The sequence below is a fragment of the Streptomyces sp. NPDC055013 genome, assembly GCF_053608645.1.
This window is the reverse complement of sequence record NZ_JBSGVW010000042.1, coordinates 64,717-84,201: the sequence shown is the minus strand read 5'-3', so window position 1 is coordinate 84,201 and position 19,485 is coordinate 64,717. Positions and strand designations below refer to the sequence as shown.

The window sequence follows — 19,485 nt, the reverse complement described above, 5'->3', positions numbered from 1 at the left end:
GGCCGGAACCGCAAAGTTCCGGCCACCCCGGCGGCACGTTTCTTCTCAAGGGGCTCAACCCGTGGAGCGCTCAGCTCTCCTCGGCGTGAGAGACCGCGCGACGCGCGTCCGCGTCCAGCACGCCCCAGCTGATCAGCTGCTCGGTGAGGACCGAGGGGGACTGGTCGTAGATAACGGCGAGTGTGCGCAGGTCGTCCTGGCGGATCGACAGCACCTTGCCGTTGTAGTCACCGCGCTGCGACTGGATCGTCGCGGCGTACCGCTGCAGGGGGCCCGCCTTCTCGGCCGGGACGTGGGCAAGGCGCTCCAGGTCCAGGACCAGCTTCGGCGGCGGCTCGGCGGCTCCGCCCGGCGTGGTGCCCGGCAGCAGCTCCTGCACCGGAACGCCGTAGAAATCCGCCAGCTCGGCGAGGCGCTGCACGGTTACGGCGCGGTCCCCGCGCTCGTACGAACCGACCACGACGGCCTTCCAGCGTCCCTGGGACTTCTCCTCGACACCGTGGAGGGAAAGGCCCTGCTGGGTGCGGATGGCCCGGAGCTTGGCCCCGAGCTGTTTGGCGTATTCGCTGGACATATAGCTCCCCGGCACTGGGTCGACGCGACGTGGCTTGGGTTCCATGCCGCGCGGTTGGTAACTCACTGTGAGGTTACGCAGCGTTACTCTGGCGCGTCAAGCCGAATGGTCCACACCGACGCTTCCGTGCTATCGGTGACCGATTGGGCCAAGTGGGTGACGGGGGTGCCTCGCCGGCCTGCTACGGTGGACGACGTAAACCAGACGTCCTTTAAGGTCCGTCCCGTGAGGCGGAGAAGGAGGTCCCTTTCGTATGGACAGGCAACAGGACACGCAAGCGTCCGATGCCCGGCCCGTTCTCGAAGGCCCTGACATCGCGCGGGTGTTGACCCGCATCGCCCACGAGATCGTCGAACGCGCCAAGGGCGCCGACGACGTGGTGCTCCTCGGCATTCCGACCCGAGGTGTCTTCCTCGCCCAGCGGCTCGCCGCCAAGCTCGAGGAGATCACCGACCGGAAGATCCCGGTCGGTTCGCTCGACATCACGATGTACCGCGACGACCTGCGCATGCACCCGCCGCGCGCGCTGGCCCGCACGGACATCCCCGGTGACGGCATCGACGGCCGGCTGGTCGTCCTCGTCGACGACGTCCTCTTCTCCGGCCGCACCATCCGCGCCGCCCTGGACGCCCTGAACGACATCGGGCGTCCGCGCGCTGTGCAGCTCGCGGTGCTCGTCGACCGAGGCCACCGCGAACTGCCCATCCGCGCCGACTACGTCGGCAAGAACATCCCCACGTCGCTGCGGGAGACGGTCAAGGTCCAGCTCGCCGAGGAGGACGGTCGCGACACCGTGCTGCTCGGTGCCAAGCAGACCTCCCAGTAGCGCCCACGGCGTACGCCGCTGTCGTACGCCCGCTCAGTGCGCCCTCGCGCGCACCCGTCTGCCCCGCCGGGCCCTGCGGGGGACATCCCCCGGACACCTCGGATCCTGACTTAACTGCCTTACGGAGCCTGACAGATGCAGCGTCATCTCATCTCGGCCGCCGACCTCACCCGCGACGACGCCGTCCTGATCCTCGACACCGCCGAGGAGATGGCCCGGGTCGCCGACCGGCCGATCAAGAAGTTGCCGACCCTGCGCGGCCGCACCGTCGTGAACCTCTTCTTCGAGGACTCCACACGCACGCGTATCTCCTTCGAGGCCGCCGAGAAGCGGCTGTCGGCGGACGTGATCAACTTCACCGCCAAGGGATCCAGCGTGTCCAAGGGCGAGTCCCTGAAGGACACCGCCCAGACCCTGGAGGCCATGGGCGTCGACGCCGTCGTCATCCGGCACGGCGCCTCCGGGGCGCCCTACCGCCTCGCCAACTCCGGCTGGATCGACGCCGCCGTCATCAACGCCGGTGACGGCACCCACCAGCACCCCACCCAGGCCCTGCTGGACGCCTTCACCATGCGCCGCCGACTGGTCGGCCGGGACGCCGGGATCGGACGGGACCTCGACGGCAAGCGCATCACGCTCGTCGGTGACGTCCTGCACAGCCGGGTCGCCCGCTCCAACGTCGACCTGCTGCACACCCTCGGCGCCGAGGTCACCCTCGTCGCGCCGCCGACCCTGGTGCCGGTCGGCGTCGAGACCTGGCCCTGCGAGGTGTCGTACGACCTTGACAGCACGCTGCCCAAGACCGACGCGGTGATGATGCTGCGCGTACAGCGCGAGCGCATGAACGCCGCCTTCTTCCCGACCGAGCGCGAATACTCGCGGCGCTACGGCCTCGACGGCGACCGCATGGCGCGGATGCCCGAGCACGCGATCGTGATGCACCCCGGTCCGATGGTGCGCGGCATGGAGATCACTGCCGAGGTCGCCGATTCCGAGCGCTGCACCGCCATCGAGCAGGTCGCAAACGGAGTCTCCATCCGGATGGCCGTTCTGTACCTGCTGCTCGGCGGAAACGAGCCCGCCGCCGCCCACACCCGTACTGAGGAGAAGTAAGACAGATGAGCAAGATCCTTATCCGTGGTGCGAAGGTGCTCGGCGGCGAGCCGCAGGACGTACTGATCGACGGCGGGACCATCGCCGAGGTGGGCGCCGGTCTGAGCGCCGAGGGCGCCGAGGTCGTCGAGGCCGCCGGCAAGGTGCTCCTGCCGGGGCTCGTGGACCTGCACACCCACCTGCGCGAGCCTGGACGCGAGGACTCCGAGACCGTGCTGACCGGCACGCGCGCGGCTGCCTCCGGCGGTTTCACGGCCGTCTTCGCCATGGCCAACACCTTCCCGGTCGCCGACACCGCCGGCGTGGTCGAGCAGGTCTACCGGCTCGGCCAGGAAGGCGGTTACTGCGACGTGCAGCCCATCGGCGCCGTCACCGTCGGCCTGGAGGGCAGGAAGCTCGCCGAACTGGGCGCCATGCACGAGTCGGCCGCCGGTGTCACCGTCTTCTCGGACGACGGCAAGTGCGTCGACGACGCCGTGATCATGCGGCGGGCCCTGGAGTACGTGAAGGCCTTCGGTGGCGTCGTCGCCCAGCACGCGCAGGAGCCGCGGCTGACCGAGGGCGCCCAGATGAACGAGGGTTTCGTCTCCGCGGAGCTGGGGCTCGGCGGCTGGCCCGCGGTGGCCGAAGAATCGATCATCGCCCGGGATGTCCTGCTCGCCGAGCACGTCGGCTCCCGTGTCCACATCTGCCACCTGTCGACCGCCGGGTCCGTCGAGATCGTGCGCTGGGCCAAGTCCCGCGGCATCGACGTCACCGCCGAGGTCACCCCGCACCACCTCCTCCTCACCGACGAGCTGGTCCGCAGCTACAACCCGGTCTACAAGGTGAACCCGCCGCTGCGCACCGAGCGTGACGTGCTCGCGCTGCGCGAGGCGCTCGCCGACGGCACGATCGACATCGTCGCCACCGACCACGCCCCGCACCCGCACGAGGACAAGGACTGCGAGTGGGCCGCGGCCGCCATGGGCATGGTCGGCCTGGAGACCGCGTTGTCAGTGGTGCAGGAGACCATGGTGGACACCGGGCTCCTCACCTGGGCCGGGGTCGCCGAGCGCATGTCCTTCAGCCCCGCCCGGATCGGGCAGGCGAAGGGGCACGGACGTCCCGTCTCGGCTGGTGAGCCCGCCAACCTCACGCTCGTCGACACGGAATACCGTGGGTCCGTGGACCCCGCGGGCTTCGCCTCGCGCAGCCGCAACACTCCGTACGAGGGGCGTGAGCTGCCGGGCCGTGTGACGCACACGTGGCTCCGGGGCAAGGCCACGCTCGTCGACGGGAAGCTCACGTGACACCTGCAACACTGCTCGCAGCCGGAACCGGACTCGCGGCCGAACAGAAGTCGGCCGACGTGACCGACTGGGCCGCCCGCATCGGCTGGGTCGTCGGACTCGCCCTCTTCGTCGCGCTCGTCTACTGGCTGATGCGCGAGGGCTGGAAGTGGCGCGGCACGCTCCAGGGCGACCTGCCCGAGCTGCCCAGCGCGCCGGACGACCCCGGCCCGGCGAGACTGAGCATGAGCGGCCGCTACCACGGCTCGACCACCGCCGGTCAGTGGCTGGACCGCATCGTGGCGCACGGCCTCGGCACCCGCAGCCGAGTCGAGCTCACCCTCACGGACGCGGGACTGGATGTCGTGCGCCCCGGCGCGGCCGACTTCTTCGTCCCGGTGGCGCAGCTGCGCGAGGCCCGGCTCGACAAGGGCATCGCCGGCAAGGTCCTGACCGAGGGCGGACTGCTCGTCGTGACCTGGGCGCACGGCGAACGACTGATCGACTCCGGCTTCCGCTCGGACCACGCGGCGGAGCACAACGAGTGGGTCGACGTCATTAACTCCATGATCAACACCAACAGCACGGAAGGCGCCGAACGATGACGACCTCCATCCAGGGGACCGCCTCGCGCAGGCACAAGGCGGCTCCCGCCGTACTCGTCCTGGAGGACGGCCGCATGTTCCGCGGTCGCGCCTACGGGGCCGTGGGGGTGACCTTCGGCGAGGCCGTGTTCTCCACCGGCATGACCGGCTACCAGGAGACCCTCACCGACCCGTCGTACCACCGGCAGGTCGTCGTGATGACCGCCCCGCACGTCGGCAACACCGGCGTCAACGACGAGGACCCCGAGTCCAAGCAGATCTGGGTGGCCGGCTACGTCGTGCGCGACCCCGCGCGCGTGCCGTCCAACTGGCGCTCCCGGCGCTCGCTGGACGACGAGCTGCGCCACCAGGGCGTCGTCGGGATCTCCGGCATCGACACCCGCGCGCTGACCCGCCACCTGCGCGAGCGGGGCGCCATGCGCGTCGGCATCTTCTCCGGCAACGCGCTGCCCGACGAGGGCACCATGCTCGCCGAGGTGCGCCAGGCCCCCGAGATGAAGGGCGCCGACCTCTCCGCCGAGGTCGCCACCAAGGAGGCGTACGTCGTCCCCGCGATCGGCGCGAAGAAGTTCACCGTCGCCGCCGTCGACCTGGGCATCAAGGGCATGACCCCGCACCGGATGGCCGAGCGCGGCATCGAGGTGCACGTGCTGCCCGCGACGGCGACCGCCGAGGACGTCTTCGCCGTGAACCCGGACGGCGTGTTCTTCTCCAACGGCCCCGGCGACCCGGCCACCGCCGACCACCCGGTCTCCGTCATGCAGGCGGTTCTGGAGCGCGGCACCCCGCTTTTCGGCATCTGCTTCGGCAACCAGATCCTGGGCCGCGCGCTCGGCTTCGGCACCTACAAGCTGAAGTACGGCCACCGTGGCATCAACCAGCCGGTGCAGGACCGTACGACCGGCAAGGTCGAGGTCACCGCGCACAACCACGGCTTCGCCGTGGACGCCCCGCTCGACAAGGTCTCCGAGACCCCCTACGGCCGCGCCGAGGTCTCCCACGTCTGCCTCAACGACAACGTGGTGGAGGGTCTCCACCTCCTCGACAAGCCGGCCTTCAGCGTCCAGTACCACCCCGAAGCGGCAGCCGGCCCGCACGACGCCGCCTACCTGTTCGACCGCTTCGTATCCCTGATGGAGGGCCAGCGTGCCTAAGCGCACCGATATCCAGTCCGTCCTGGTCATCGGCTCCGGCCCGATCGTCATCGGCCAGGCCGCCGAGTTCGACTACTCCGGCACCCAGGCGTGCCGCATCCTGCGCGCCGAGGGCCTGCGGGTCATCCTCGTCAACTCCAACCCGGCGACGATCATGACCGACCCGGAGATCGCCGACGCCACCTACGTCGAGCCGATCACCCCCGAGTTCGTCGAGAAGATCATCGCCAAGGAGCGGCCGGACGCGCTGCTGCCCACCCTGGGCGGCCAGACGGCCCTCAACACGGCGATCTCGCTGCACGAGGCGGGGACGCTCGAGAAGTACGGCGTCGAGCTGATCGGCGCCAACGTCGAGGCCATCAACAAGGGCGAGGACCGCGACCTCTTCAAGGACGTCGTCGAGGCCGTCCGCGGCAAGATCGGGCACGGCGAGTCCGCCCGCTCGGTCATCTGCCACTCCATGGACGACGTCCTCGCGGGCGTCGACACGCTCGGCGGCTACCCGGTCGTGGTCCGCCCCTCCTTCACCATGGGCGGCGCCGGCTCCGGCTTCGCGCACGACGAGGAGGAACTGCGCCGCATCGCCGGCCAGGGCCTGACCCTGTCTCCCACCACCGAGGTGCTCCTGGAGGAGTCCATCCTCGGCTGGAAGGAGTACGAGCTGGAGCTGATGCGCGACAAGCACGACAACGTCGTGGTCGTCTGCTCCATCGAGAACTTCGACCCGATGGGCGTGCACACCGGCGACTCGATCACCGTCGCGCCCGCGATGACGCTGACCGACCGCGAGTACCAGACCCTGCGCGACGTCGGCATCGCCGTCATCCGCGAGGTCGGCGTCGACACCGGCGGCTGCAACATCCAGTTCGCGGTGAACCCCGAGGACGGCCGGGTCATCGTCATCGAGATGAACCCGCGCGTGTCGCGTTCCTCGGCTCTCGCCTCCAAGGCGACGGGCTTCCCGATCGCCAAGATCGCGGCCAAGCTGGCCGTCGGCTACACGCTCGACGAGATCCCGAACGACATCACCCGGGAGACCCCGGCCTCCTTCGAGCCGACCCTCGACTACGTGGTCGTGAAGGCTCCGCGCTTCGCCTTCGAGAAGTTCCCGCAGGCCGACTCCACGCTGACCACCACCATGAAGTCGGTCGGCGAGGCCATGGCCATCGGCCGCAACTTCACCGAGGCGTTCCAGAAGGCGCTGCGCTCGCTGGAGAAGAAGGGCAGCCAGTTCACCTTCGTCGGCGAGCCCGGCGACAAGATCGCGCTGCTCGAAGAGGCGGTCCGCCCGACCGACGGCCGTATCAACGCCGTCATGCAGGCCATCCGCGCGGGCGCCACGCCCGAGGAGGTCTTCGAGTACACGAAGATCGACCCCTGGTTCGTCGACCAGCTCTTCCTCATCAAGGAGATCGCCGACGAGCTCGCCGAGGCTCCGGAGCTGACCCCGGACCTGCTGGCCGAGGCCAAGCGGCACGGCTTCTCCGACGTGCAGATCGCCGAGATCCGCGGGCTGCGCGAGGACGTCGTGCGCGAGGTGCGGCACGCGCTGGGCGTCCGCCCGGTCTACAAGACGGTCGACACCTGCGCCGCCGAGTTCGCCGCAAAGACGCCGTACTTCTACTCCTCCTACGACGAGGAGACGGAGGTCGCCTCCCGGGAGAAGCCGGCCGTCATCATCCTGGGCTCCGGTCCCAACCGCATCGGCCAGGGCATCGAGTTCGACTACTCCTGCGTGCACGCCTCCTTCGCGCTGAGCGACGCCGGGTACGAGACGGTGATGGTCAACTGCAACCCGGAGACCGTCTCCACCGACTACGACACCTCCGACCGGCTGTACTTCGAGCCGCTGACGCTGGAAGACGTGCTGGAGATCGTCCACGCGGAGCAGCAGGCCGGCCCCGTCGCGGGTGTCGTCGTGCAGCTCGGCGGCCAGACCCCGCTGGGGCTGTCGCAGGCGCTGAAGGACAACGGCGTGCCGATCGTCGGTACGTCCCCGGAGGCCATCCACGCCGCCGAGGACCGCGGCGCCTTCGGGCGCGTCCTCGCCGAGGCGGGCCTGCCGGCCCCCAAGCACGGCACCGCCACCACCTTCGCCGGCGCCAAGGCCATCGCGGACGAGATCGGCTACCCGGTCCTGGTGCGGCCGTCGTACGTCCTCGGCGGGCGCGGCATGGAGATCGTCTACGACGAGACCCGGCTGGAGTCCTACATCGCCGAGTCGACCGAGATCAGCCCCTCGCGGCCGGTCCTGGTCGACCGGTTCCTCGACGACGCGATCGAGATCGACGTCGACGCGCTCTACGACGGCGAGGAGCTCTACCTCGGCGGCGTCATGGAGCACATCGAGGAGGCCGGCATCCACTCCGGCGACTCGGCGTGCGCGCTGCCGCCGATCACGCTGGGCGGCTTCGACATCAAGCGCCTGCGAGCCTCCACCGAGGCCATCGCCAAGGGCGTCGGCGTGCGCGGCCTGATCAACATCCAGTTCGCGATGGCCGGCGACATCCTGTACGTCCTCGAAGCCAACCCGCGCGCGTCCCGTACGGTCCCCTTCACCTCGAAGGCGACCGCGGTGCCGCTGGCGAAGGCCGCCGCCCGGATCTCGCTCGGCGCGACCATCGCCGAACTGCGGGCCGAGGGCCTGCTTCCGGCGACCGGCGACGGCGGCGAGCTGCCGCTCGACGCGCCGATCTCCGTCAAGGAGGCCGTCATGCCGTGGTCGCGCTTCCGTGACATCCACGGCCGCGGCGTCGACACCATCCTCGGCCCGGAGATGCGCTCCACCGGCGAGGTCATGGGCATCGACTCCGTCTTCGGCACGGCGTACGCCAAGTCGCAGGCGGGCGCATACGGCCCGCTGCCCACCAAGGGCCGCGCCTTCATCTCCGTCGCCAACCGTGACAAGCGCTCGATGATCTTCCCGGCGCGTGAACTGGTCGCTCACGGCTTCGAACTGCTCGCCACGTCCGGCACGGCCGAGGTGCTCAAGCGCAACGGCATCAACGCCACGGTCGTGCGCAAGCAGTCCGAGGGCATCGGCCCGAACGGCGAGAGGACCATCGTCCAGCTCATCCACGACGGCGAGGTCGACCTCATCGTCAACACGCCGTACGGCACCGGCGGCCGCCTCGACGGCTACGACATCCGTACGGCGGCCGTGGCGCGGTCGGTTCCGTGCCTGACGACGGTTCAGGCGCTCGCAGCCGCCGTCCAGGGCATCGACGCCCTCAACCACGGTGACGTGGGCGTCCGTTCACTCCAGGAACACGCGGAACACCTGACCGCGGCCCGCGACTAGCAGCCGACGAGGGGGACACCGGAAACGGTGTCCCCCTCGTCATGAGGACACCATGTACAAGATCTTCTTCAACCTCGTCTTCAAACGCATGGACCCCGAGAAGGCCCACTACCTGGCCTTCCGCTGGATCCGCCTCGCCGTTCGCATCCCCGTACTGCGCACGTTCGTCGCCGCCGCCCTCGCGCCCCGCCACAAGGAACTGCGCACGGAGGCCTTCGGGCTGCGGATGCACGGCCCCTTCGGGCTCGCCGCCGGCTTCGACAAGAACGCCGTCGCCATCGATGGCATGTCGATGCTCGGCTTCGACCACGTCGAGATCGGCACGGTCACGGGCGAGGCGCAGCCGGGCAACCCCAAGAAGCGGCTGTTCCGCCTCGTGAAGGACCGGGCGCTGATCAACCGCATGGGCTTCAACAACGAGGGCTCGCTGGCCGTCGCGGCCCGCCTGGCCTCCCGTACGCCCGTCTTCGGGACCGTCGTGGGCGTCAACATCGGCAAGACCAAGGTCGTCCCGGAGACGGAGGCCGTCGGTGACTACGTGAAGTCGACCGAGCGGCTGGCGCAGTACGCCGACTACCTGGTGGTCAATGTCTCCTCGCCCAACACGCCCGGACTGCGCAACCTGCAGGCCACCGAGGCGCTGCGGCCCCTCCTGGCCGCCGTCCGCGAGGCGGCCGACCGCACGGTGACCACCCGCCGTGTGCCGCTGCTGGTGAAGATCGCGCCGGACCTCGCCGACGAGGACGTCGACGCGGTCGCCGACCTGGCCGTCGAGCTCGGCCTGGACGGGATCATCGCCACGAACACCACCATCGCGCGCGAGGGGCTCGGTCTGAAATCCGAACCCTCCCTGGTCAAGGAGGCCGGCGGTCTCTCGGGAGCGCCTCTGAAGACGCGCTCCCTGGAGGTGCTGCGACGCCTGTACGCGCGTGTGGGCGACCGGATCACCCTCGTGGGCGTCGGGGGCGTCGAGAACGCCGAGGACGCCTGGCAGCGGATCCTGGCGGGCGCCACGCTGGTCCAGGGATACAGCGCCTTCATCTACGAGGGACCCTTCTGGGGCCGCGCCATCCACAAGGGCCTCGCCGCGCGCCTCCGTACCAGCCCGTACGACACCCTCGCCGACGCGGTCGGCGCCGACGTCAGGAAGGCAAGGAAGACGGCATGAGTGCTCTGGAACCCTTTGGCGCACGCCTGCGCCGGGCCATGGACGAGCGTGGCCCCCTGTGCGTCGGCATCGACCCGCACGCCTCGCTGCTCGCCGAGTGGGGCCTGAACGACGACGTGGCCGGCCTGGAGCGCTTCAGCCGTACCGTCGTCGAGGCGATGGCCGACCGGGTGGCCGTGCTCAAGCCGCAGAGCGCCTTCTTCGAGCGGTTCGGGTCGCGTGGCATCGCCGTCCTGGAGAAGTCGGTCGAGGAGGCGCGGGACGCCGGGGCGCTGGTGCTGATGGACGCCAAGCGAGGCGACATCGGCTCGACCATGGCCGCGTACGCCGAGTCCTTCCTCCGCAAGGACTCCCCGCTGTTCTCGGACGCGCTGACCGTCTCGCCGTACCTCGGCTACGGCTCCCTGTCGCCGGCCGTGGCGCTGGCCCGGGAGAGCGGCACCGGCCTCTTCGTGCTCGCCCTGACCTCGAACCCGGAGGGCGGTGAGGTCCAGCACGCGGTCCGCGCGGACGGCCGCAACGTCGGCGCGACGATGCTGGCGCACCTGGCTGCCGAGAACACGGGGGAGGAGCCCATGGGTTCCTTCGGGGCGGTCGTCGGCGCCACGCTCGGTGACCTCTCGTCGTACGACCTCGACATCAACGGTCCGCTTCTCGCGCCCGGCATCGGCGCGCAGGGTGCCACTCCGGCGGATCTTCCCCGGGTCTTCGGGGCCGCCGCGCGCAATGTCGTCCCGAACGTCAGCCGGGGCGTGCTGCGGCACGGGCCCGACGTCGTCGCGCTGCGTGACGCCGCGTCACGCTTCGCCGAAGAGGTCACGGTCGCTGTGTCGGGTGCCTGACCGCCGCCAAGGGTGTTCGACCCGCTCGCGCGAGTCCTCCGATGAGTGGCCCGGGCCGACTTGAGTCTGAATACATCCTCAAATCCGGGGCATTATGTCCTAAATGTCCGGCCTGGCGGAGGCTGACCAGGACTTTTCCGCTGTTCTCGCTGACTCTGGCGGACTTGGCCGCTAGTCTCCGACGAGTGGGAGCACCTCCCACGCTCCCAAAGCAGTGGGGGAGAACGGGCAGCGTGTTGCTCGTGCCTCCCCAGGTGTGGGGCGACTAGGTTCCTCACCGGTCCGTATCCGACAGTTCAACATCCGAGGTGACGTAGGCGTGGCTCTTCCGCCCCTTACCCCTGAACAGCGCGCAGCCGCGCTCGAAAAGGCCGCCGCGGCTCGCCGGGAGCGGGCCGAGGTCAAGAATCGACTCAAGCACTCCGGCGCCTCCCTTCACGAGGTCATCAAGCAGGGCCAGGAGAACGACGTCATCGGAAAGATGAAGGTCTCCGCCCTGCTCGAGTCCCTGCCCGGCGTGGGCAAGGTCCGCGCCAAGCAGATCATGGAGCGACTCGGCATCTCCGAGAGCCGCCGCGTGCGTGGTCTCGGCTCGAACCAGATCGCATCCCTGGAGCGTGAGTTCGGCAGCACGGGCTCCTGATCCCGGCACTTGGGACCGGGAGTCCCGGGCACTCCGGGATTGCTGGAATAATCGCTGCATGAGTGAACGTCCGCGGCTGACCGTGCTCTCCGGCCCCTCCGGGGTCGGCAAGAGCACGGTCGTCGCCCATATGCGCAAGGAACACCCCGAGGTCTGGCTCTCGGTGTCGGCGACGACCCGCAAGCCCCGCCCCGGCGAGCAGCACGGAGTCCACTACTTCTTCGTCACCGACGAAGAGATGGACAAGCTGATCGCCAACGGCGAGCTGCTGGAATGGGCCGAGTTCGCCGGCAACCGCTACGGCACGCCGCGTGCGGCAGTGCTGGAGCGGCTGGAGGCGGGTGAGCCCGTTCTCCTGGAGATCGACCTTCAGGGCGCCCGGCAGGTCAGTGAGTCGATGGCCGACGCCCAGCTGGTGTTCCTGGCTCCCCCCTCCTGGGAGGAGCTCGTACGCAGGCTCACCGGACGTGGCACCGAGCCGCCCGAGGTGATCGCACGCCGCCTGGACGCGGCGAAGGTCGAGCTGGCGGCCGAGCCGGAGTTCGATGTGACCTTGGTCAACACCTCCGTCGAGGACGTGGCGCGTGAGCTGCTAGCCTTGATGGACGTTGTGTGATCGTGACTGCTCATGCTGAGTGATCACATCGACTGATTCTTTCCCATCCATCGGAAGGTAGAGCGTGTCCTCTTCCATCTCCGCGCCCGAGGGCATCATCAACCCGCCGATCGACGAGCTCCTCGAGGCCACCGACTCGAAGTACAGCCTCGTGATCTACGCGGCCAAGCGGGCCCGCCAGATCAACGCGTACTACTCGCAGCTCGGCGAGGGCCTCCTCGAGTACGTCGGTCCGCTTGTGGACACCCACGTCCACGAGAAGCCGCTGTCGATCGCCCTGCGCGAGATCAACGCGGGTCTGCTGACGTCCGAGGCCGTCGAGGGCCCGGCGCAGTAAGTAATATCTGCAGCTTGCAGAAGGCTTTTCCACAGGCCCGGCAGCGCGTCTGCCGGGCCTGTGGTGTGTCATGGATGTCGTACGTTTTCCGAGGTCCGGGGAGAGACGGTGGACAAGCCGAAGGTCGTTCTGGGGGTCAGCGGCGGCATCGCCGCGTACAAGGCCTGCGAGCTGCTGCGCAGACTCACCGAGTCCGGACATGACGTCCGGGTCGTGCCCACCGCCTCGGCGCTGCACTTCGTCGGCGCCGCCACCTGGTCCGCCCTGTCCGGCAAGCCCGTCTCGACCGAGGTCTGGGACGACGTCCACGAGGTCCCGCACGTCCGCATCGGCCAGCAGGCCGACCTGGTGGTCGTCGCCCCGGCCACGGCCGACACGCTCGCGAAGGCCGCGCACGGCCTCGCCGACGACCTGCTGACCAACACCCTGCTCACCGCCCGCTGCCCGGTGGTCTTCGCCCCCGCCATGCACACCGAGATGTGGGAGCACGCGGCCACCCAGGAGAACGTGGCGACGCTTCGCCGGCGCGGCGCGATCGTCATCGAACCCGCCGTCGGCCGTCTCACCGGCGTCGACACCGGCAAGGGCCGGCTGCCCGAGCCCGCGGAGATCTTCGAGGTCTGCCGTCGGGTGCTCGCCCGGGGCGTCACCGAGCCCGACCTCGCCGGACGGCACGTCGTCGTCAGCGCCGGCGGTACCCGCGAGCCCCTCGACCCGGTCCGCTTCCTCGGCAACCGCTCCTCCGGCAAGCAGGGCTACGCTCTCGCCCGCACCGCCGCCGCCCGGGGCGCCCGGGTGACGCTGATCGCCGCCAACACCGGGCTGGCCGACCCGGCGGGCGTGGACGTCGTCCAGGTCGGCACGGCCGTACAGCTGCGAGAGGCGGTCCTCAAGGCGTCCGCGGACGCCGACGCGGTCGTGATGGCGGCCGCGGTCGCGGACTTCCGTCCGGCGTCGTACGCCACCGGAAAGATCAAGAAGAAGGACGACCACGAGCCGGACCCGATCGTCCTGGTGCGGAATCCGGACATCCTCGCGGAGATCTCGACCGACCGGGCCCGCCCCGGTCAGGTGATCGTCGGCTTCGCCGCCGAGACGGACGACGTGCTGGCCAACGGCCGCAAAAAACTGGAGCGCAAGGGGTGCGACCTTCTCGTGGTGAACGAGGTGGGCGAGCGCAAGACCTTCGGCTCCGAGGAGAACGAGGCGGTCGTCCTGGGCGCCGACGGCAGTGAGACGCCCGTGCCGTACGGGCCCAAGGAAGCCCTGGCCGAAACCGTGTGGGACCTGGTGGCGCGCCGGTTGGGCACACATGGTTGATGCGCTGCGGACTTCCCTCCGCCCGTGCTCGATTCGGGTGTGGCGCCCCTGGCCAAGGGCACATGACATTGGGCAGAATGCCCGTGCCGCAGGTCACAGCCCTCCCGAGAGGCGAGACAGGGGGTCCGTGGCCGAACGCGACAGATAAACTGTCCTCGGACGACGCCGGGCGCAGCCCCCGTCCCGTCCAACAATGATCAGCCAGCAGCCGCTGCAACCCCAGGGAGCGTTGTGTCCCGTCGCCTGTTCACCTCGGAGTCTGTGACCGAGGGTCACCCCGACAAGATCGCTGACCAGATCAGCGACACCATTCTTGACGCGCTTCTGCGCGAGGACCCGTCGTCCCGGGTCGCTGTCGAAACCCTGATCACGACCGGCCTGGTCCACGTGGCCGGAGAGGTCACGACCAAGACGTACGCGGACATCGCGACGCTGGTCCGCAACAAGGTCCTCGAGATCGGCTACGACTCCTCGAAGAAGGGCTTCGACGGCGCCTCCTGCGGCATCTCGGTCTCGATCGGCTCACAGTCGCCGGACATCGCGCAGGGCGTCGACACGGCGTACGAGTCCCGTGTCGAGGGCGACGAGGACGAGCTGGACCGCCAGGGCGCCGGTGACCAGGGCCTGATGTTCGGCTACGCGACGGACGAGACGCCCACGCTGATGCCGCTGCCCATCTTCCTGGCGCACCGCCTGTCCAAGCGCCTCTCCGAGGTCCGCAAGAACGGCACGATCCCCTACCTGCGCCCGGACGGCAAGACGCAGGTCACCATCGAGTACGACGGCGACAAGGCGGTCCGTCTGGACACCGTGGTCGTCTCCTCGCAGCACGCGAGCGACATCGACCTGGACTCCCTCCTCGCGCCCGACATCCGGGAGTTCGTGGTCGAGCCCGAGCTGAAGGCGCTGCTCGACGACGGCATCAAGCTGGACACCGAGAACTACCGCCTTCTGGTGAACCCCACCGGCCGCTTCGAGATCGGCGGCCCGATGGGTGACGCGGGTCTGACCGGCCGGAAGATCATCATCGACACGTACGGCGGCATGGCCCGCCACGGTGGCGGCGCGTTCTCCGGCAAGGACCCGTCCAAGGTGGACCGCTCGGCGGCGTACGCGATGCGCTGGGTCGCCAAGAACGTGGTCGCTGCCGGCCTGGCCTCGCGCTGCGAGGTGCAGGTGGCGTACGCGATCGGCAAGGCCGAGCCCGTCGGTCTCTTCGTCGAGACCTTCGGCACGGCCAAGGTCGAGACCGAGAAGATCGAAAAGGCCATCGACGCGGTCTTCGACCTGCGTCCGGCCGCGATCATCCGCGACCTGGACCTGCTCCGCCCGATCTACGCCCAGACCGCCGCCTACGGCCACTTCGGCCGTGAGCTGCCGGAGTTCACCTGGGAGCGGACGGACCGGGTGGACGCGCTGCGCAAGGCAGTGGGTCTGTAAGGCCCGGCTCCACGGGTTTGTTCGAGGCCCGGCGTCCCTGGTGGGGCGCCGGGCCTCGGTGCACCCGCGCTCGTGGGGGAACTCGGGCTCCGGCGGTTGTCAGTGGCGTTTGGTAGGAATGCAGGCGTGAGCAGCGAGAACGAGACCGGTGACGGCGGGGCCGAGGGGGCGTCGCCCGAGCAGCTCGCGCTCATCCGGGACACCGTGCGCAAGGCGCAGGTCCCGCGGGCCAAGCCGCGGACCTGGCGAGGGGCCGCGCTGGCCAGGGAACTGCCCGTGGCGCGGGTGCTGGTCGACAAGGGTGTGCTGCATCTCGATCGGTACTTCGACTACGCCGTGCCGGAGGAGCTGGACGCCGACGCGCAGCCCGGGGTGCGGGTGCGGGTGCGGTTCGGAGCCGGGCGGCACCGGGTGCGTGAGGGTCGGCGTGAGGGCGGGGGGCTCATCGACGGCTTCCTGGTCGAGCGGCTTGCCGAGTCCGACTACTCCGGGCCGCTGGCGGCACTCGCGCAGGTCGTCTCGCCCGAGCGGGTGCTGAGCGAGGAACTGCTCGGGCTCGCGCGGGCCGTGGCCGACCGGTATGCCGGAGGGCTCGCCGATGTGCTGCAGCTGGCCGTGCCGCCGCGCAGTGCGCGGGCCGAGCAGCGGCCCTCACCGGAGCCGCTCCCGCCGCCTGGCAGGCCCGAGGCGGGGTCCTGGGGGCGGTACGAGCGAGGGGCCGCGTTCCTGGAGTCCCTGGCCTCCGGAGGCGCGCCGCGTGCCGTGTGGAACGCTCTGCCTGGCCCCGAGTGGAGCGAGGAGCTGGCCCGGGCCGTCGCGGCGACGCTCGCCTCCGGCCGCGGGGCCCTCGTCGTGGTGCCGGACGGGAGAGCTGTTGCCCGGGTCGACGCTGCCCTGACCTCGCTGATGGGCGAGGGGCGTCATGCGGTGCTGACCGCCGATGCCGGGCCCGAGAAGCGGTACCGGGAGTGGCTGGCCGTACGGCGCGGGAGCGTCCGGGCGGTCGTGGGGACGCGGGCCGCCATGTTCGCGCCGGTGCAGGACCTCGGGCTGGTCGCCCTCTGGGACGACGGCGACGACAGCCACAGCGAGCAGCACGCCCCGCAGCCTCATGCGCGTGAAGTGCTGCTGCTGCGGGCCGCGCAGGACAAGTGCGGCTTTCTGCTGGGGAGTTGGAGCTGCACGGTCGAGGCCGCCCAGCTCGTGGAGAGCAGCTGGGCCCGGCCGTTGGTCGCCACCCGGGAGCAGGTGCGGGGCGCGGCTCCGCTCGTACGGACCGTGGGGGACGGGGATCTCGCGCGGGACGAGGCCGCTCGGGCCGCTCGGCTGCCCACGCTCGCCTGGCAGGCGGTGCGGGAGGGGCTGCGGCAGGGGCCGGTCCTCGTGCAGGTGCCGCGCCGCGGGTACGTGCCGCGGATGGCCTGCGCCAACTGCCGGGCTCCCGCTCGGTGCCGGCACTGCGCCGGGCCGCTGGAGGCGCAGGGCTCCGGGGCCGAGTTGCGGTGTGGGTGGTGCGGGCGGGACGAAGGGGCCTGGCACTGTCCGGAGTGCGGTGCGTTCCGGCTGCGGGCTCAGGTGGTGGGGGCGCGGCGGACCGCCGAGGAGCTGGGGCGGGCCTTCCCCGCTGTGCCGGTGCGGACCTCCGGGCGTGAGCATGTGCTGGACACCGTGCCGGGCACGCCCTCGCTGGTGGTGAGCACGCCGGGGGCGGAGCCCGTCGCCGAGGGCGGGTATGCGGCGGCGCTGCTGCTGGACGGCTGGGCCATGCTCGGGCGTCCTGACCTGCGGGCGGGGGAGGACGCACTGCGGCGATGGATCGCCGCCGCCGCGCTGGTACGGCCGCAGGGAGCCGGGGGGACCGTGGTCGTGGTCGCCGAGCCCACGCTGCGGCCCGTGCAGGCACTGGTGCGGTGGGACCCCGTCGGGCATGCGGTGCGGGAACTCGGCGAGCGGGCCGAGCTGGGATTTCCGCCGGTGTCCCGGATGGCTTCCGTGGCCGGGCCGGGAGAGGCGCTGGCCGAGTTCCTTCGGACCGCCGAACTGCCGCCGGAGGCCGAGGTGTTGGGTCCCGTGCCGGTGCCCGTCACGGCGGTGGGGCGCCCCCGGCGCGTAGGGGGTCCCCCGCCCGGGGAGCACTGGGACCGGGTGCTGATCCGGGTTCCGCCGGGAAGCGGGGCGGCGTTGGCGTCCGCGCTGAAGGCCGCGCAGGCGGCGCGGATGGCGCGTGGGGCTGGGGAGATCGCGGTGCGGGTGCGGATCGATCCGCCTGATATCGGGTGACGTTGGTGCTGCCTGCTGCCTGCTGCCTGCTGCCTGCTGCCTGCTGCCTGGTGCTTTGCGGTGCCGCGCAGGGCTTGGTCAGGGCTGGGCAGGAATGCCTCTGCCCTCCCTAGTGCGCATCGGGAGGGCAGAGCGAGGTGGGGGCAGCCGCGGTGTCAGCCGTTGCGAGGGCCGGGGAACACCGTGGGCCTGGCCTCGTCGCGCAGGCCGGGGCTGCCTGCCGTCGGCTGCGTCGGCATGGAACGGGCCGCGGGAACCGTCGGCACCGGGGGGAGAGCGGTGGTGACATTCACCGTCCGGCTGCCCGCCGGCTCGGTCGTCCGCTCGGCCTCGGCCGCCGCCTGGGTGGCGGCGCGGCGCGCGCCGTAGCGTCGGTGGACCGCCTGCTTGGTGACGCCGAGGGCGGAACCCACCGCGTCCCACGAGAAGCCGAGTGAGCGGTCGAAGTCCACGGCTGCCGTGACCAGGGTTTCGACGCTGTCCCGCAACTCCTGGGCGAGACGGACCGTCGGGGCGGGGGCGCGTCCGTAGACGACGAAGCCCGTGGAGGGGCCGGAGCGGCGCGGGCGGTAGACGTTGCCCAGTTGGGCGGTGAGCGTGCGCAGTGCGTCCACCTGCCGGCGGACCCGCTCGATGTCCCGCACCAGCAAGTGCAGGCTGGCCCGAGCCTGGGCGTCGTGGGTTGCGTGGTCGGCCATGAACAAGCCTCTCGAACCGGCGTTGAAAAGGAAGGGGCCGCGGATACGGCGGGTGCGGCCCGTTGTGGTCAACTCTTTCTTGACCAACGCGGGAGCGGTCCGCGGGTCACGCAGTGGGGGCGTATGGGCATATGCCTACGCCCCTGGGCGGGGGTACGCGCCTCGATGTCCGGACCTCCGGCCCTGGGTGCCTGCCGTCCCTCCCCGGCCGTGGTGAATTCCTTCGTGGTGCCGCCGACGTGAGCCCTCCTCGCGCCCGCACATAGACTTGTGTGTTGCCCCAACCAACCCCGTCCGAGAGGCCCGTGCCCACCCATGAAGCTTGTCTTCGCCGGTACCCCCGAGGTCGCCGTTCCCGCTCTGGACGCTCTGATCGCCTCCGGGCGGCACGAGGTGGCCGCCGTCGTGACGCGGCCCGACGCGCAGGCCGGTCGGGGGCGCAGGATGGTGGCGAGCCCGGTGGCCGAGCGGGCCGAGGAGGCGGGCATCGAGGTGCTCAAGCCCGCCAGGCCGCGCGACCCCGAGTTCCTGGAGCGGCTCAGGGAGATCGCGCCCGACTGCTGCCCCGTCGTCGCCTACGGCGCCCTGCTGCCGCGTGTCGCCCTGGACATCCCAGCCCACGGCTGGGTCAACCTGCACTTCTCGCTGCTGCCCGCCTGGCGCGGCGCGGCGCCCGTGCAGCACTCCATCATGGCCGGCGACGAGATCACCGGGGCCTCCACCTTCCTGATCGAGGAGGGGCTCGACTCCGGGCCCGTCTACGGCACCGTGACCGAGGAGATCCGGACCACCGACACCAGCGGCGACCTGCTGACCCGGCTTGCCTTCGCGGGCTCCGGGCTGCTCGCGGCGACCATGGACGGGATCGAGGACGGCACGCTGAAGGCCGTATCCCAGCCCGCCGAAGGGGTCACCCTCGCTCCCAAGGTCAACGTCGAGGACGCCCACATCGACTGGGCCGCGCCCTCCCTGCGCGTCGACCGCGTCGTGCGCGGGTGCACTCCCGCGCCGGGTGCCTGGACCACCTTCCGCGGCGAGCGGCTCAAGCTCATCCAGGTGCAGCCGGTGCCCGGGCGGGACGATCTCGCGCCCGGTGCGCTCTCCGTCGGCAAGAACAACGTGTACGTCGGGACCGGGTCGTACGCCGTCGAGCTGCTGTGGGTGCAGGCTCAGGGCAAGAAGCCGATGCGGGCCGCGGACTGGGCGCGGGGCGTGCGGATCGGGGACGGGGAGAGCGTCGGGCAGTAACCGGCCCTACGCCGGGCCGGCGGTGCGACGTAGGCTGGTCGGTACATCT

17 protein-coding genes are annotated in these 19,485 nt (G+C 70.6%); 15 read left to right on the top strand and 2 right to left on the bottom strand.

Features of this window, described 5'->3' with window-relative positions:
• Window positions 1-70: 70 nt before the first annotated feature.
• Window positions 71-574 carry a transcriptional regulator BldD gene (bldD, locus tag ACWGDB_RS36025; protein ID WP_004002691.1) on the bottom strand — a complete coding sequence of 168 codons (504 nt, stop codon included), beginning with the start codon at window positions 572-574 and terminating at the stop codon, window positions 71-73.
• Window positions 575-827: 253 nt separating this feature from the next.
• Here bldD and pyrR point away from each other — a divergent pair, with 253 nt between their 5' ends.
• From pyrR to ACWGDB_RS35955, 14 genes are all read left to right on the top strand, one after another.
• Entirely contained in the window at window positions 828-1,400 is a 573-nt protein-coding gene (pyrR, locus tag ACWGDB_RS36020) for a bifunctional pyr operon transcriptional regulator/uracil phosphoribosyltransferase PyrR (RefSeq protein WP_383607913.1), read from the top strand.
• 135 nt (window positions 1,401-1,535) lie between these two features.
• Window positions 1,536-2,513 carry an aspartate carbamoyltransferase catalytic subunit gene (locus ACWGDB_RS36015; protein WP_453826312.1) on the top strand — a complete coding sequence of 326 codons (978 nt, stop codon included), beginning with the start codon at window positions 1,536-1,538 and terminating at the stop codon, window positions 2,511-2,513.
• Between the two features lie 5 nt (window positions 2,514-2,518).
• Window positions 2,519-3,805: a dihydroorotase gene (locus ACWGDB_RS36010; protein WP_453826311.1), complete on the top strand. Its 1,287-nt coding sequence runs from the start codon at window positions 2,519-2,521 to the stop codon at window positions 3,803-3,805.
• Entirely contained in the window at window positions 3,802-4,389 is a 588-nt protein-coding gene (locus ACWGDB_RS36005; RefSeq protein ID WP_453826310.1) for a PH-like domain-containing protein, read from the top strand. The genes ACWGDB_RS36010 and ACWGDB_RS36005 overlap by 4 nt, the downstream gene beginning before the upstream one ends.
• Window positions 4,386-5,543 (top strand): glutamine-hydrolyzing carbamoyl-phosphate synthase small subunit, encoded by a 1,158-nt coding sequence (gene carA / locus ACWGDB_RS36000; RefSeq protein WP_453826309.1) that lies wholly within the window; start codon window positions 4,386-4,388, stop codon window positions 5,541-5,543. The genes ACWGDB_RS36005 and carA overlap by 4 nt, the downstream gene beginning before the upstream one ends.
• Window positions 5,536-8,844, top strand: a complete 3,309-nt coding sequence (carB, locus tag ACWGDB_RS35995; RefSeq protein WP_453826308.1) for a carbamoyl-phosphate synthase large subunit — start codon at window positions 5,536-5,538, stop codon at window positions 8,842-8,844. The genes carA and carB overlap by 8 nt, the downstream gene beginning before the upstream one ends.
• Window positions 8,845-8,896: 52 nt before the next feature.
• Complete coding sequence (locus tag ACWGDB_RS35990; RefSeq protein ID WP_453826307.1) at window positions 8,897-10,012, top strand: quinone-dependent dihydroorotate dehydrogenase; 1,116 nt, start codon at window positions 8,897-8,899, stop codon at window positions 10,010-10,012.
• Window positions 10,009-10,854, top strand: a complete 846-nt coding sequence (gene pyrF / locus ACWGDB_RS35985) for an orotidine-5'-phosphate decarboxylase (protein WP_383607926.1) — start codon at window positions 10,009-10,011, stop codon at window positions 10,852-10,854. The genes ACWGDB_RS35990 and pyrF overlap by 4 nt, the downstream gene beginning before the upstream one ends.
• 319 nt (window positions 10,855-11,173) lie before the next feature.
• Window positions 11,174-11,497 carry an integration host factor gene (locus ACWGDB_RS35980; protein WP_003977346.1) on the top strand — a complete coding sequence of 108 codons (324 nt, stop codon included), beginning with the start codon at window positions 11,174-11,176 and terminating at the stop codon, window positions 11,495-11,497.
• Between the two features lie 58 nt (window positions 11,498-11,555).
• Window positions 11,556-12,113: a guanylate kinase gene (gmk, locus tag ACWGDB_RS35975; RefSeq protein ID WP_369269845.1), complete on the top strand. Its 558-nt coding sequence runs from the start codon at window positions 11,556-11,558 to the stop codon at window positions 12,111-12,113.
• A gap of 64 nt (window positions 12,114-12,177) precedes the next feature.
• Window positions 12,178-12,450, top strand: a complete 273-nt coding sequence (rpoZ, locus tag ACWGDB_RS35970) for a DNA-directed RNA polymerase subunit omega (RefSeq protein WP_003988945.1) — start codon at window positions 12,178-12,180, stop codon at window positions 12,448-12,450.
• Between the two features lie 108 nt (window positions 12,451-12,558).
• On the top strand, window positions 12,559-13,770 hold the full coding sequence (gene coaBC / locus ACWGDB_RS35965) for a bifunctional phosphopantothenoylcysteine decarboxylase/phosphopantothenate--cysteine ligase CoaBC (protein WP_453826306.1): 1,212 nt from the start codon (window positions 12,559-12,561) through the stop codon (window positions 13,768-13,770).
• 231 nt (window positions 13,771-14,001) lie between these two features.
• Window positions 14,002-15,210, top strand: coding sequence for a methionine adenosyltransferase (gene metK / locus ACWGDB_RS35960; protein ID WP_453826305.1), 1,209 nt, complete (start codon window positions 14,002-14,004; stop codon window positions 15,208-15,210).
• Between the two features lie 126 nt (window positions 15,211-15,336).
• Complete coding sequence (locus ACWGDB_RS35955) at window positions 15,337-17,490, top strand: primosomal protein N' (RefSeq protein ID WP_453826304.1); 2,154 nt, start codon at window positions 15,337-15,339, stop codon at window positions 17,488-17,490.
• Between the two features lie 155 nt (window positions 17,491-17,645).
• Here the strand turns inward: ACWGDB_RS35955 and ACWGDB_RS35950 are convergent, their stop codons facing one another.
• A complete protein-coding gene (locus ACWGDB_RS35950) occupies window positions 17,646-18,188 on the bottom strand; it encodes a hypothetical protein (RefSeq protein ID WP_363041129.1) in 543 nt (180 codons plus the stop codon).
• Window positions 18,189-18,503: 315 nt separating this feature from the next.
• On the opposite strand from ACWGDB_RS35950, the gene fmt reads away from it, so the two are divergent.
• Window positions 18,504-19,436 (top strand): methionyl-tRNA formyltransferase, encoded by a 933-nt coding sequence (gene fmt / locus ACWGDB_RS35945; RefSeq protein WP_453826303.1) that lies wholly within the window; start codon window positions 18,504-18,506, stop codon window positions 19,434-19,436.
• The last annotated feature ends 49 nt before the right edge of the window (window positions 19,437-19,485 follow it).

Coding starts and splice junctions, on each gene's coding strand:
- pyrF (WP_383607926.1), top strand. CDS start 10,009: ATGAGTGCTCTGGAACCCTTTGGCGCACGCCTGCGCCGGGCCATGGAC.
- pyrR (WP_383607913.1), top strand. CDS start 828: ATGGACAGGCAACAGGACACGCAAGCGTCCGATGCCCGGCCCGTTCTC.
- ACWGDB_RS35990 (WP_453826307.1), top strand. CDS start 8,897: ATGTACAAGATCTTCTTCAACCTCGTCTTCAAACGCATGGACCCCGAG.
- ACWGDB_RS36010 (WP_453826311.1), top strand. CDS start 2,519: ATGAGCAAGATCCTTATCCGTGGTGCGAAGGTGCTCGGCGGCGAGCCG.
- carA (WP_453826309.1), top strand. CDS start 4,386: ATGACGACCTCCATCCAGGGGACCGCCTCGCGCAGGCACAAGGCGGCT.
- ACWGDB_RS36015 (WP_453826312.1), top strand. CDS start 1,536: ATGCAGCGTCATCTCATCTCGGCCGCCGACCTCACCCGCGACGACGCC.
- gmk (WP_369269845.1), top strand. CDS start 11,556: ATGAGTGAACGTCCGCGGCTGACCGTGCTCTCCGGCCCCTCCGGGGTC.
- ACWGDB_RS35950 (WP_363041129.1), bottom strand. CDS start 18,188: ATGGCCGACCACGCAACCCACGACGCCCAGGCTCGGGCCAGCCTGCAC.
- fmt (WP_453826303.1), top strand. CDS start 18,504: ATGAAGCTTGTCTTCGCCGGTACCCCCGAGGTCGCCGTTCCCGCTCTG.
- bldD (WP_004002691.1), bottom strand. CDS start 574: ATGTCCAGCGAATACGCCAAACAGCTCGGGGCCAAGCTCCGGGCCATC.